General features: G+C 70.0%; 16 protein-coding genes. 1 reads left to right on the forward strand and 15 read right to left on the reverse strand.

Annotation, left to right across the window (positions count from 1 at the left end; all coding sequences use genetic code 11):
- Positions 1–112: 112 nt before the first annotated feature.
- The 13 genes from AB0L75_RS34190 to AB0L75_RS34250 all read right to left on the reverse strand — a co-directional run bounded on the left by AB0L75_RS34190 (position 113) and on the right by AB0L75_RS34250 (position 10,388).
- Complete coding sequence (locus tag AB0L75_RS34190) at positions 113–1,576, reverse strand: tyrosine-type recombinase/integrase (RefSeq protein WP_365189001.1); 1,464 nt, start codon at positions 1,574–1,576, stop codon at positions 113–115.
- Entirely contained in the window at positions 1,573–1,767 is a 195-nt protein-coding gene (locus tag AB0L75_RS34195) for a helix-turn-helix domain-containing protein (protein ID WP_359842204.1), read from the reverse strand. The genes AB0L75_RS34190 and AB0L75_RS34195 overlap by 4 nt, the downstream gene beginning before the upstream one ends.
- Positions 1,764–2,921 carry an AAA family ATPase gene (locus AB0L75_RS34200; protein ID WP_365189004.1) on the reverse strand — a complete coding sequence of 386 codons (1,158 nt, stop codon included), beginning with the start codon at positions 2,919–2,921 and terminating at the stop codon, positions 1,764–1,766. Before AB0L75_RS34200 ends, AB0L75_RS34195 begins: the two co-directional genes overlap by 4 nt.
- Positions 2,918–3,817, reverse strand: a complete 900-nt coding sequence (locus AB0L75_RS34205) for a bifunctional DNA primase/polymerase (RefSeq protein WP_365189007.1) — start codon at positions 3,815–3,817, stop codon at positions 2,918–2,920. Before AB0L75_RS34205 ends, AB0L75_RS34200 begins: the two co-directional genes overlap by 4 nt.
- Positions 3,818–3,907: 90 nt before the next feature.
- Complete coding sequence (locus tag AB0L75_RS34210) at positions 3,908–4,390, reverse strand: hypothetical protein (RefSeq protein WP_365189009.1); 483 nt, start codon at positions 4,388–4,390, stop codon at positions 3,908–3,910.
- 3 nt (positions 4,391–4,393) lie between these two features.
- Positions 4,394–5,002, reverse strand: a complete 609-nt coding sequence (locus tag AB0L75_RS34215; RefSeq protein ID WP_365189011.1) for a hypothetical protein — start codon at positions 5,000–5,002, stop codon at positions 4,394–4,396.
- Positions 5,003–5,013: 11 nt separating this feature from the next.
- The gene (locus AB0L75_RS34220; RefSeq protein WP_365189014.1) at positions 5,014–5,202 is read right to left on the reverse strand and encodes a hypothetical protein; all 189 of its coding nucleotides are present in this window, start codon (positions 5,200–5,202) and stop codon (positions 5,014–5,016) included.
- A gap of 164 nt (positions 5,203–5,366) precedes the next feature.
- Positions 5,367–5,618: a hypothetical protein gene (locus AB0L75_RS34225; RefSeq protein WP_365189016.1), complete on the reverse strand. Its 252-nt coding sequence runs from the start codon at positions 5,616–5,618 to the stop codon at positions 5,367–5,369.
- Between the two features lie 139 nt (positions 5,619–5,757).
- On the reverse strand, positions 5,758–7,989 hold the full coding sequence (locus tag AB0L75_RS34230) for a cell division protein FtsK (RefSeq protein ID WP_365189018.1): 2,232 nt from the start codon (positions 7,987–7,989) through the stop codon (positions 5,758–5,760).
- 77 nt (positions 7,990–8,066) lie between these two features.
- Positions 8,067–8,450 (reverse strand): RRQRL motif-containing zinc-binding protein, encoded by a 384-nt coding sequence (locus tag AB0L75_RS34235; protein WP_365189020.1) that lies wholly within the window; start codon positions 8,448–8,450, stop codon positions 8,067–8,069.
- On the reverse strand, positions 8,450–9,100 hold the full coding sequence (locus tag AB0L75_RS34240; protein WP_365189023.1) for a GGDEF domain-containing protein: 651 nt from the start codon (positions 9,098–9,100) through the stop codon (positions 8,450–8,452). Before AB0L75_RS34240 ends, AB0L75_RS34235 begins: the two co-directional genes overlap by 1 nt.
- Positions 9,097–10,092, reverse strand: coding sequence for a DUF2637 domain-containing protein (locus AB0L75_RS34245; protein WP_365189025.1), 996 nt, complete (start codon positions 10,090–10,092; stop codon positions 9,097–9,099). Before AB0L75_RS34245 ends, AB0L75_RS34240 begins: the two co-directional genes overlap by 4 nt.
- Positions 10,089–10,388 carry a hypothetical protein gene (locus AB0L75_RS34250; protein ID WP_365189028.1) on the reverse strand — a complete coding sequence of 100 codons (300 nt, stop codon included), beginning with the start codon at positions 10,386–10,388 and terminating at the stop codon, positions 10,089–10,091. The genes AB0L75_RS34245 and AB0L75_RS34250 overlap by 4 nt, the downstream gene beginning before the upstream one ends.
- 161 nt (positions 10,389–10,549) lie before the next feature.
- On the opposite strand from AB0L75_RS34250, the gene AB0L75_RS34255 reads away from it, so the two are divergent.
- Positions 10,550–10,945: a winged helix-turn-helix domain-containing protein gene (locus AB0L75_RS34255; protein WP_365189031.1), complete on the forward strand. Its 396-nt coding sequence runs from the start codon at positions 10,550–10,552 to the stop codon at positions 10,943–10,945.
- 216 nt (positions 10,946–11,161) lie between these two features.
- On the opposite strand, the gene AB0L75_RS34260 is transcribed toward AB0L75_RS34255, so the two are convergent.
- Together AB0L75_RS34260 and AB0L75_RS34265 are read right to left on the reverse strand one after the other, a co-directional pair.
- A complete protein-coding gene (locus tag AB0L75_RS34260; RefSeq protein WP_365189034.1) occupies positions 11,162–11,740 on the reverse strand; it encodes a flavoprotein in 579 nt (192 codons plus the stop codon).
- Positions 11,722–12,941, reverse strand: a 1,220-nt coding sequence (locus AB0L75_RS34265) for a transcriptional regulator (protein ID WP_365189036.1), incomplete at its 5' end; no start/stop codon positions are given. The genes AB0L75_RS34260 and AB0L75_RS34265, both read right to left, overlap by 19 nt.

Below are 12,941 nucleotides of genomic sequence, written 5' to 3' on the forward strand. Positions count from 1 at the left end.
AATCAGTCCTGACCTGGGCATGGATGGCCATCTTCGGGGGCCCAACTTTACGGTTGGGGGTGGATCCGGGAAAATACGGACCACCCCCAGAGACAAAGGGTCGGCGAGTCAGCTACATTGCGTCACCCTCCTCCTCGAGCGCTTTCGTGATCTTGGCGTTGGCGGCTTCTTCGTGGCCGTCGATGCAGCCGTGGTACCGGCGGTGGATCACCTCTGGGGAGTTGCCGACCCGCCGGGCCACCTCAGCGATGGGCACTGCAGCGTTCAGCCACCGCGTGATGCAGGCGTGCCGCAGATCGTACGGGCGCCCGGCCAACGGCGAGTCGATGCGCGCCGGCGGTAGGGCGTACTCCCGCGCTTCCTCCCACACGCGCCAGTAGGTGGATGAGCCGACCACTCCCCCGCGCTCGTTGCCGAACACACGCCCTTCCTTGGCGGTCCCGAACTCCTTTAGGTGGGCCCGGAGGATGGTGACCAGGACCGGCGGAATGGGGACCGGCCGGTCGGTGGACGCCTCGCGCGCCTTCAGGCCCCGCCGGTCGTGGCGCTCCCCGGAGTCGGTCCACTGCTTGCCGGAGACGGGGCGTGTCTCCCGGAGCGTCAGCGTGCCCCAGCCCTTCTCTGGCAGGTGGCAATCCGACAGCCGTAGCCCGACCGCCTCAGCGGGCCGGAGCCCCGCGTAGTACAGGACCGCGTAGAAGGCCACCAGGCGCCGCCCACGGCAGCGATCCCACGAACCGACGTAGGAGACGGACGTGAGCAACTGCCGGGCCTGTACGGCGTTCACCAGGACGCGCCGGTCCACCACGTCATTGGAGCCGACGTGCTTCCGGCGGGTCCGCTGCAGCGGGTTCTCCGGAAGCTTCCCTGTGGCCACAGCGTGTTCGAGAGCGGCGTTCAGGGCCCGGCGGCGCCGCTTGTACGTGTCGCCCGCGGCCGGGGTGCCGTCCAGCTTGTAGCTGACGCGGTACAGCACATCCTCGAGCACCTCAGCATCGATAAAGTCGCCCAACGGCCGGTCGGCCGTCGTGACCCAGTCGTACGCTGCCTTGAGTTCGGCCGGCGGCTCCTCCCCCGCGTTCGCGGGCACGATCCCCCATCGGAAGGCCAGCCGAAGAGTCTCGTCGTCGGGAGCGTCGTCCCCGCGCTTGACCATGGCGAGCGTCACGGCCGCGAGACCGTCAGCCATGCCCTCACGGGACTTGGCCGCAGCCGTACGCCACCGCCCGGCCACGTACTTCCGGCAGAACTCGAACCACCGCAACGCCGGTTCGGCGTCCGCTGCCTCGGCGGCTTCGGCCGCCGCGCGCACCTCGGACTCAGGCAGCCCCGATTCGATCTCAAACGCTTCACCACGCCGGTTCATGGCCTGCCACAACTCGGACCGTCGGCTCTCCGCGAGAGCCAACGCGGTGAACGTGTCGCCGTGCACCTGCCCTGCAACCACCCACCGAAGGCGCCACGGACGGGACTTGCGGCCGGTCTTGGACACCTTCCACAGCTTGACGTCGAAGGAGTAGCCCGGCCGGGCCGACCCGCGAGAGCGGCCGGCCGGGGTGTCGTTCTCAGTGCTCACGCAGCGTCCTCCCGCTCCGCAAGCCAACGCTCGTACTCCGACCGCCGGATCCGCACGTCGCCGTTCGGGAGCTTGATCGAGCGGGGCCCCCTCCCGAGCTGGCGCCACCGGTAGAAAGTCGACGGAGCGACCTTCAGATCAGCGATGACCTCCTTGACGGTCATCTTCTCGTCCCGCGTACGGGCGCTCATTCCGCCATCCCTTCGGCTTCGTCGGCGCCGGACAGGCCGGACAGCTCCAATTCCGACTGTCCGCGGTGTTCATGCTGGTCAGATGGGGTAACCGGACAGCCGGACAGTGCGGACACCTCTTGGGCGCCCTGTGTCCGGGTCTCGGTGTCCGGGTAGTACCGGCCGCCGGGGTCCTTGGTGAGCTGTCCGGCGTCGGCCATGCGGGAGCACGTGCGGCGGATCGTGTCGAGGTCGACGTGCGGCAGCTCGTCCGCCATGTCCTTCGGCTTGGCTCCGGGGTGAGCGCGGACGTAGCGCAGGATCGTGGCACGGGTGTCGCTAACGGTGTGGTCGGAGACCGGGCCGTCCAACAGGTGCCAGGCGCCGGAGGCGGGTTGGAAGCTGAGGGCGTACTCGGCTTCGTCCACATCGCGGCCAGTGACGTGCAAGATGCCGTCCGCCTGCCCGCGTGCTCGCTTCAGTACAAGCGTGGCGTCCGCGGCTCCGGCGATGCCGTTGGTACCGGAGACCTCCGTGAGGAAGTCCTCGGAGCCTGCCTTGCGGACGTGGTGGACGAGGACGACGGCCACGTTGTAGTGGTCGGCGAGTCGCTTGGCGTAGCCGACGGCAACGTAGTCCGCGTCGTACGCCGACACCCCGGCCGGGGCCTGTCCACGCATCTTGGCGAACACGTCGATGACGACCATGCGCGCGTCCGGGTTGCGCTCCAGCCACTGGGCGATGGCCTCGGTGCCGCCCTGTGGGAAGGGCGGGCATTCGGTGACCAGGGTCAGACCGGCCGGCGCGGGCTGGCCTCCGAGGAGCTTGCCCATACGGGTCTGCAGACGGCGCGGGGTGTCTTCCAGGGCGAGGTACAGCACCGGCCCGCCTTGGACGGGTACGGAATCGAACGCCTTGCCGCCGGCCGCGACGGACAGGCCCAGTCCGAGGGAGAGCCAGGACTTACCGACCTTGGGCGGTCCGGCGAGCACGTTGACGCCCTCGGCGAGGATGCCGGGCACGGCCCATTTCGGTTCGGGGAAGTGCGCGGCCATCAGCTGATCGGCCGTCCATGCGGTCCGCGGGCGCTCCCGCTTCGGTGGCACCGTAGAGGCCGGTTGGGGGTCGCTGGGCACGGAGTACAGATGCAAGGGGGGGATGGGACTGGCGCTCATGCGGCGACCGTCCGGGGGCGCCGTGCTCCGGCCCTGAGACCGGAGGTGATGGTGCGCCGCGCCTCACGCTCGCCCTGGCCGACTTGGAGCGCGGCCGTGAGGAGCCAGCCGGTGACGTCGGCTTCGCTCAGCTCGCCCCCGGCAACGAGCTGTCCCAGGGCAACCGCGGCGAGGTACAGCGCGTTGTTGTGCTCGTGCGGGCCGGAGTCGGTGACCCGCTGCACCTCTCCATTGATCGCGGAGCGGAGGAAGGCGGTGCGCCGCCCCCGGCCGGTGAGGGCGACCGTGATGGGCGTCTGCGGGGGCAGCGGGGCCGGACGCAGGAGTTCGGCGAGCCAGCCCGGCAGGGGCGCCACGGGAACGTTGCGGGTGACCTCGTACGGGTGTCCGGCGAAGGTGCTGCCAGTGCCGACCACGAGTCCGCCCCACGCGCGGGTGTCGACCTTCCAGCCCAGCCCGCGGGCGCTGTCCCCGGCGGTGTTACGCAGGGGCTCGCCCTCGGGCGCCAGGAAGTACAGGTGCGTGCCACCGCTCCACGTGCGCACCGTGTACGTGTCGGCGGGGAAGGGCTGGCCGTGACGCTCGCAGAGTACGGCGAGCACGTCGGCGCCGTCGGTGACGCCGTGCTCGGCCCAAGCGGCCGGCGGGGTGTCGCCGGGGTGCTTGGGCTTGTCCAGGTCGATGACGACCAGGCCGGAGGGGCCGGTGGCGATGCCGACGTTGAAGGCGGCGACGGACCACGCACGGGTGATGCGGTTCGGGTCGGTGGTGGCGCGGGTCTCCCAGTCGGAGATGGCCGGGCGCTTGTCGCCGGGGATGAGGGGGAAGACGCGCCAGTCACGCGACGCTGCGTCAAGCGCGGCGGTGAGCTGGGCAGAGCCGTCCGGGTGCGGCATGCTGGGGGTTCTCCTGTTCTGTCTACGGATGGGCAGGGAGAACCGCGGCGGCGGGCGACCTTGCTGGGGAGTCCCGCCGCCGCGGCGTTGCTACTGGTTCTTGGCCCAAGCGGCGTACTGCTGGCGGACGTAGTGGCGCGGGTCGCAGATGACGGCCGTGTCGTCCAGGTCCATCAGCCGCTGTGCGGCTCGGGTGGCGAGGTCGGCGGCGTCGCTCGTGGCGCTGTCGGCTTCGTCGCTCAACGCGATCCGGTCCAGCAGTGCGGCCTTGCGGAGCCAGAACTCCCGGTTCAGCCCGTCATAGAACGGCCTGTCGGCCGCCGTGCGGGCGGTCCATCCGATCTCGCTGACGATGCTGGGGGCGAGCGCGTACGCCTTTTCCGGGGCGGGCCAGTGGGTGGCGGCGGACGACGGCTCGGGAGCGAGCCGGTGGTCGGCAGTGACGTACAGCCGGGCGCGCTTGCCGTCGTGGGTGGGGTACTGGCGTGCCGGGCTGGTGTCGAACGCGGCGGCCAGGGCCTGGCTGACGCGGTCCGTGTCGGCCGGGTCGCAGATGACGCGGATCTCGAACATGGGTTACTGCTCCTTGCTGGTGCTGGTGGAGGGGAGTTCGGGCAGCCCGGCGGCTTCCAGGGCCTTGAAGTCGAAGCCGGGCAGGGCAGCGCGGGTGATGAGGGCTTGGGCAAGCTGTTCGGCGTAGGCGGCGCCGGTACGGGCCACCTCGATCTGTGCTCCGGCGCGCAGGGCCTCGACGCGCTCGATGTGGGCGTGTTCCTCGCGGCGCGCGCTGGTGTGCCGGTCGTGGGCGATGCGTTCGCGGCGGTCGGTGCGCCAGTACCGCGCGGCCAGTCCGTAGGCGATGGCGGTAGCGAGCACCCACAGCAGTAGCGGCAGGGACAGTCCGTCGGCGTATCCGGCGACTCCGGCGAGGGCGAGCCCGCCGGAGGCGGCGAATGCGGTTCCGGCGATGACGCTGTCTCCGGCGCGGCCGATGCTTGCACACACGCCGGCCGCGGCGGCGGCGAGGGACAGCGCGGTCATGAGCACGGCGTTGCCGATGGAGTGTTCGGCGCCGTTGGCGTTCCAGATCCGGGCCAGGATCAGCACGGTGGATGTGGCGAGGGCGGGCGCGGCCTTGGGCGCGATGATGGCGAGCCAGTGTGGGGCGATGGTCTGTTCGTTCATGGCTGGACTCCTCACAGTTGCTGGAGGGCGTCGATGACGGCGGCGGCGAGCTGGTTGATGGGTCCGGCGGCGCCGGTGGAGGCGAGGAAGAAGCCGAACCCGGCGGCGGTGAACGCAGCGCCGTAGCCGAGGGAGTTGGAGCGCAGCAAGAAGAAGAGGACGAGTCCGAACAGGGCCACGAGCGAGACCGTGACGGCCATGACGGGAATCTCCTTTGACGGTGGGCTGGGAGGGTGGGTTGAATGCGTCTGGCCCCGGGGTGCTGGCAAGCTCCGGCGGCTGGCCGACGGTTGCGCCCGCCTAGCTCCTGCTCGGAGCGGGGTACGTCTCATGACGGGCGCCGTCGGCCGTCTTGCGACCGCCGTCAGTTGGTGCCTTCGCGGTAGATCCGCTGGGCGCGGTTGAACAGCCAGCGCCCGGCGCGTATCCGCTTACCCGTGGCCTTGCAGCGACGGCAGCTCTTGCCGCGCTTGGGCCGTCCCTTGCGGTCGGTGTCCATGGCGAAACCGAAGCCGTTGCACTTGCGGCAGGTGCCGAACGGGCTGCCCACGCACAGAGCACTGTAACCGAGCGTGACGACGAACAGGCAGGCGATAGCAAGGGCGATGAGGGTCATGAGGCGTCCTTCCAGGCGATTTTCGGGGTTTTCGCAGGTGGGGTGCTATGCACTAGATCGCAGATCAGGTGCCATGTGGGGTGCTAGCGGGGGTGCTACCGGTAGCAGGGCGACGTGCTACCGGTAGCACCGTCCAGGCTTAGGCGGCGCCCCGCCTTTCGTCACGTTCCGCAATCGCCTTCGTGAGGTCGGCGCGGGTGATGCCGCGGCGGGTGGTGCGGGTGCCGTCGTCGGTGGTCCCGGCCACGTCGCGGGTCTTGATGCCGTGCGGCTTGAGCGCGCTGGTGACGTTCTCGCCCTTCCAGCCGCCGTAGACCTCCGGGCGCAGCTCTGCCAGCCGGGCGGCGATCCGCTCGTTCCAGACCCGCTCTTCCGACGGCGGCACGATCGCGGCGACGTCGGCGAGCAGGTCGTAGGACGGGCCGGTCACGGCCTCGGGGTCCTCGCCGAGTGCGTGGCCGGACAGGGTTCCCTCGGCCTTGCGCAGGGCGTAGGCGCGCTGGGCGATGGCGTTGGTGGCCGGGTCGTCCAGGTAGGCGGTGCGTACCACGACCGGCAGCGCGGTCGCGCCGGCGAGGTAGCCGTTGCCGGCGTCGATCTCCGGACGGAAGGACGTGGCGCGCACGCCGTTCTTGTAGGCGGAGGTGCCGAGGATCATGTCGTTCTCGACCTGTCCGGCGACTTTGAGGGCGAAGCGGATGGACACGTTGCCGCTGATGCCGGTCGGGAGTGAATCTTTGTCCGGGCGCTGTGTGGCCAGGATGAGGATCACGCCGAGGGCGCGGCCGAGCTTGATGATGAACTCGGCGTCGTCGCCTGCCTGTTTGCCGTACTTGGGGTGGCCGAACAGGTTCTGGCACTCATCGAACACGCCGACCAGCGGCCACAGCCTGAGCGAGCGTTTGTCGGCGATGGCGCGGGTGATGCGCTTGTCCGGGCACAGGTCCCGCGGCAGTTTCTTGATCGCAGCCGCGCGGCGCATGACTTCCTCGCGCAGGAGCTTCAGGGAGTCGGCCGCGTACTTGATCGAGTCGTCGTCGATGCCGGATACGAACCGGTGGCTGACGCATTCGAGGGAGTCGAGGTCGCCGGTGCCCTTGTTCTCGTGCAGCCACAGTTCCACGGACGGGTCCATGGCGGCGCCGCAGGCCAGGACGCGCACGGAGGCGGTCTTGCCCTGGCCGGGCAGCGAGCCGATCAGGATGTTGTGCTGGATCATCGGCACGGACTGAGCCCGGCCCCGCGGGTCGATGCCGAACGGGATCCGCTTGAAGATGTCGTGCTTGCAGGCGTTGGCGAGCGGCCACTTGACGAGACCGGTCTTGGACAGATCCCGGTCCCCCACCCAGAGGATGAGGCGCCCCTCATGCTCGCTGGGGTCGGCGTCGGGCCAAACGCAGCCCAGCGGGCGGCGCAGGCCGGAGGCGAGCCGGGCGCGCCGGTCGGCCACGTCGGCGACCGTGACGCCCAAGGGGAGGTCGATGTCCGCGCGCCAGCCGGGACCCTCGCGGGTGATCGGGGCGACGAACTTGATGCCGTCCTGGCCCTTGGCGACCGCGGACGTGATCTGGCCGATGCCGATGGACGCCATGGCCTTGACCACGATGTCGCTGGTCAGCTTCTGCACCTCGGTCTTGATGACCGCGCGGGTGGCCAGCGGAGCATCCGCCGGCGCGCCCAGCCAGCCCAGCGTCAGCACGGTGATCGTGGCGGCGATGACCTGCGTGCTCGGCTCGGCGCCGTAGACCAGGTACAGGCCCATGGCCAGGGTGAACAGGGCCCCGAGGATGGTCAGGAGCATCCGCAACCTCACCCGGCGGTCACGCTGGCGGGACAGCTTCAGGTACAGCTCGGAGTTCTCCCGACGTGCCTCGGCCTGCCGCAGCGGCTCGCCCTCCGCGTCCACCGCCCACCGGCCGATCCTCGTCAGTGTGTTGGCCAGTCCGCGCGGCGAGCGCCAGATCAGCTTGGGCACGTACAGGAACGGCACGCGGACCGTGTGAAAAGCAATGGTGTGCCAGACGTGCCCGGCCAGCCACCGCATCGCCTCAGCGAACTCCGGGCCCGACTTCACCCACGCCGGGAGGACGTCCAGCCGCTTGGAGTCGCGGATGCGGTCGATCAGACCGGGGCCCGACTGTGCCGGGGCCGGACGGTCGACCAGCGTCGGGCCGGAGTCGTCCAACCCTGCCTCGCTCGGGTCGGCCGACCGGTCGGCCCCGGAGTCGGGCGACGCGTCGGACGCGCGGTCGGCCGACGCGGTGCGAGCCGACCGAGCCTTGTCCAGGTCGACCACGTGCCCGTCGGAGTCGGCGGCCATCTCGGCTTCCAGCCGGTTGAAGAGTTCGTTGTCGTCGTCGGGGTGTTTCACTGAGGGTTCCTTCTCTCAAGAGGGACGGCGGGGCCCGGCCGCTGCTTTGGTCGGTTTGAGACCGGGCCCCGTACAGGTCAGGCGGCGCACTGTTCCTCGGGGTAGGCGCAAAGGACGCACACCCCGAGTGAGGTCGGTATGCAGTAGCTGTAGGTGATCTGGCACTTGGGGCAGGTGCGGCGGGCGAGCATCGCCAGAGCGAGCGCACCCCACTTGCGGGAGGTCATCGGCCGCACCGGCTTCGCGCAGTCGACGCGGTAGAGGTAGGCGACCTGGTAGCCGGACTTGCGGCCCCGGTGGCGGCGCATCACCTGAGCCGCCACCGGCTGCCCGCCCGGCCGCAGGCCGGCCGCCCGCAGCTGACGGCGGGTGGCGTAGCCGTCCGGGGCGAGCCGCCACGGGTACGTGGGGACCCCGAACCGAGCGCCGGACGGGTCAAAGCACTTGCCGTAGGCGGACATCAGGCCGCCACCCCCACGACCGGAGCATCGGTCCGGGCCCCGGCGCGGCCGGCGCGCCGCCCGGTGACCGTGGCGAACAGCCACCCCAGCCCCGCCCGGCGGGCCCCTGCGCGCGCCTGCTTGGCCGCGTACATCGCCTCATCAGCCCGCCGCAGCAGAGCGGACAGGTCCTCGCCCGGGAAGTCCGCGGCACGTACCCAGCCCAGAGAGACCGTGGTGCGTACCGCCGGGTCCTGGCCGTCGACTGCGCGAGCCAGCACCCCGTGCAGCACGGCGAGCAGATCACCAGCGGTGCCGTGGTCATCGATCAGGACGGCAGCGAACTCATCGCCCCCGAGCCGCCCGGCCACGCCGGAACCGCCGACGTGGTGGGCGAGGCGGTGCGCGGTCGCCTTCAGCAGCGCATCACCGGCCGCATGGCCGAAGGTGTCGTTGATCTGCTTGAAGCGGTCGACATCGGCCAGCACCACGACCGCCCGCGGGTCCCGCAGCAGAGCGGTAGCGCGGCGGGTGAACGCCTCCCGTGTCCGCAGCCCGGTCAGCGGGTCACGGCGGGCGACGTTCAGGCGCCGCCGCAGCCACAGCGTGTGCGCCGTCCAGCCGGACGCGACCGGAGCCGCCGCAGCCAGCATGCTCAGCCAGGTGTTCATGCCGCAGCCCCCTCGGTCTCGCCGTCGTCGCCGTCGACGGAATGCAGGCGTCGCCCTTCGGCCCGCTCGCTGAGCAGCAGGTCACGCAGCACGCGGGAGTTGGCAGCCGAGCAGTGCAGCGTTGTCCGGATGGCTTCCGCGTTGATCGCGTCATCGGCCCAATCGGCCGTGGCCTCACGCGCCTCGGCCAGCAGTTCCGCCGGGGTCCGCGGCGCCTTGGCCGTCTTGGTCTTGCCCTTGGCACCGGCCGGGCGCTTGCGCGGCGCCTTGGGTGCCTCCGGCTTCGGCTCCTCTATCGGCTGCTGCGGCACGGACGGCAGGTCATCGCTCACCGGGGCCAGCTCGCCCAGCTTCAGCAGCACGCGTTCCGGACGCGGGGTCTTCGACCGCCACCGCAGGCCGTGCCGCTCCCGCAGCCGGGCGCGGGCCAGCTGCCGCTCACGTTCCCGCTTCAGCGCCTCGGAGTAGGAGGTGATCTCCCACAGCGTCATCCGCCGCCACAGGGCGAACGTCGACAGCGGGGCGAGCATCCAGCGGGAGAACCGCACCTTCTCCATCCGCCGGCCGATGGCGGCGCCGATCCGTACGGCGTAGACGTGGGCGCCGATCTCGGAGAACACCACCCACAGCAGCGGCATCGTGCCGTGCGCGACCTTGGCCCACAGCGTGTGCCCGGCGGCGATGTTCAGCCCGCAAGTGACCAGCGTCAGCGCCCAGGGCACGAACCGCACCCAAACCAACGCCATGTCCATCCGGATCAGCAGCAGGTTGGCCACGGTGAACACCGGAATGGCCACGTCGATCCCGAGCGGCAGCATCCACGGCTCGCCGAAGCCCCACCGCGCAGCAGCAGACGAGACCGCATCGAAGGACGCGATCAGCCCCAGGGCACCCACACCGGCCGCTGCTAACGCGCCTAGTCCGGCAAGACCCATCTCCGGCTTCGTCAGCGGCGGCACCGCCGGCCGCGCCATTTCAGTTGCAGACGTCATGCTGCCGCCCCCTTCCGGGAGGACCGGCGGAGCCTCGCCGGCCGCGCCAGCGGGATGACGTTGAACAGCTCCGGGGCGTGCGCCTCGATCACCTCGGCGGCGATGCGGGCCACGTCGTCCGGCAGGCTGCGGTACTCGGGTTCGGCGAGGATGTGGCGCGCCGCGTCCAGGCGGGCCGCGCGCTCGATCTCGGTTTCGCCCTCCACCCCGAGCCACAGCTCAACCGGGGTGCCAAGGGCCAGTTCCACGAAGTCCTCGGCTGAGATGGCCTGTTGATGGCCGATGTAGGTGCGCATGGTGCTCTCCTGAGTCGAAGGAGCAGGGAGAACTGCGGCGGTGGGCGACCTTGCTGGGGAGTCCCAGCGCCGCGGGATTAGATTGACCTAGGTCAATCTGCCTGTCAAGGAGGGGCGGCGGGAGAACAGAGATTGACCTAGGTCCAGCTACTCTCGAAGCCATGGAGCAGAGCCCAGAAGCGCCGAAGCAGACGCCCACGGCCAAAGAGATCGCCGCCGATTTCCGCGCGAAGATCACGGGTCCGAACCGCTCGTACGAACCGGGCGATCAGCTGCCCGCGGCTCGCAGGCTCGCCAAAGACCTCGGCGTGCAGCTCATGACCGTGCAGAGCGCATACGGGCAGCTCCGCGACGAGGGGCTCGTGCTTACCCAGCAGGGCCGCGGAACCTTCGTCCGCGACCCGTCGGTGCCGCTCGGCACCGAGCCGGGCAGTAGCCCCGCGTTCACTGCGCTCTCCGCTGAGCTCAGCGCGATTCACGACGCGCTTCATACGCTCGGCGAGCGGCTTGATCGTCTTGAACGCCTCGTCGGCAACGAGACTCCACCCGCTCCGTGAGCCTGTCCGCGCGCCTCAGCAGTCGTTCAGCCGTGACGCGCGCCCGGCACATACTCACTTTGATCGTGGCGAGTTCGGCAGCGGTTAGGCCGCCCGACTCACCGCTTCGCTCATTGATCCCTGACATGCCAATGAGCATGCAGCCGGAAGCAGCAGAGGACCCGGACAGACTGTCCGGGTCCTCTTCCCTTGCAGCTCAGGCCGGTTGACGACCCATCATTGGGTGGCCTCATCCACGGCGTCCAGCACTGCAGCCCATGGAAGTTCACGCCCAGCCGGCGCATCCCTCGGCTCGTACAGCGGCCAGACATCCGGGCCGTAGACCAGATGCACCCCTCCCGCCCTGAGAGCGTCGATGTGGCCTTGCCACGCGGGGTGGCGAGCGTGCGCCGCGTTCACCCGCGGGAAGACCACGACGGGGAGACCGAGAGTCCCGATGGCCTCGCCAACCTGCGTCAGCGCCTGGTTGTCCATGAGGCCGGTCGCCAGCTTGGCGACCATGTTGGCGGACGCGGGAGCGACCACATAGCACTCAACCGGCGGATGCGGCCGAGCCTCGCCGGGAACGCGCGGCTCATCACGCACGGGCAGGCCGGTCAGCTGCTCCAACCGCTCACACTCGCCGCTCGTGCGCAGCCACTGACCTGCGGTTGGCGTGAGCGTGACGGCCACCCGCCATCCGCGGCCCATGGCGGGCTCTACGAGACCGGTGCGCAACGCTTCTACGCCGCCGGCCGCCGAGCCGACGACTCCCAGAACCCCACGATTGCCTGAACTCACTGCACCGCCCTGCACCGCTGAGCCATCGCGAACACGTCCGACGAACGCGAGCCGCCCGTCACTGGGGACTGCTTGATCAGGTCTCGCAGCGTCTCGCGCACCCTCGGATTGTTGCGTACGAGCTGCGGCGACGTGCGTTCTGCCGTACGCAGCTCTGCGAAGGCATCATCACCATGCCCAGCGAGAGACAGGGCACGGGCGAAGTCGATACGGTGCGAGACGCTGCGTTCCTGCGGCATGTGGTCGACGTTGATCCGACCGCGCTCCACCACATACGAGACGTTGTCGAGGTCCAGCTCGATGGACAGTCGGTGGAGCAGCACGTTCGTCGGCCCGAAGCCGGTCTGCCAGTAGTTCTCATCCGAGCCGAGATCGTCCGCGAGCTCCTCGGCACGGTTCAGCAGGGCCGTTGCGGTGGGCCGGTCCTGATGGCGCGCCGCCGCGACGGCTGCACGCAGGTGGATCATTCCCAGCAGGCTGAGTGCCGCCGGGTTGTGACCGGTTACCTGAGACGACAGCCAGGCTGCGGCCGTGTTGCCCAGTTCGAGGGCATCGTCATAGCGCCCGTTGGCCAGCAGCGCGTGCGTACCCGATCGTGCGGCGGACGCCAGCACGAGCGGGTCGTCCGACTCGTCAGCGGCTCGCATCGCACGCTCGGCAGCGAGCCACGACATGTCCGACTCGCCGATCTTGGCGAGTGTCGTAGCCGCAAGGTGGTGCGTGCGGGCCGACACTGCCCAGCAGTCGCCACGGTCATCGCCACGGCGCGCCGCTCGTTCCTCCAGCTCCTGAGCCGTCTGAAGCAGGGCGGGCAGTGCAGCGATGACGCTGCCGAGCCGACCGCCCTGGTAGTCGTTCCACGCATGCTCCACGCGCATGGCCACAGGAACAGGCGTCGGGAGCTGAGCCTCAGCGTCCGGCCCGAAGAGGAGACGGGACAGCCGACGCGGGCTCATGAGGGCGTCGCGCACGGCGGGGACGTCGTCCTGTTGACGCTCGTCCTCCACGAGGACGGTCTGTCCGAGCAGATCTCCGAGCGGCACTCGCAGGATGCGCGACAGCTCCGCGAGCATGTCGATGCGGGGCGGCTTCCTGCGACCGGTCTCGATCTTCGCCAGCCAGTCAGTGAGTGTTTTCAGCGCGGCCACTGATCGGGTGACGCTGGTGGTGTGCGCAACGCACGAGGCTCCTGTGCCGTTGGGGGAGGTGTTCGAAG

The organism is Streptomyces sp. NPDC052101, assembly GCF_040680235.1.
GTDB lineage: Bacteria > Actinomycetota > Actinomycetes > Streptomycetales > Streptomycetaceae > Streptomyces.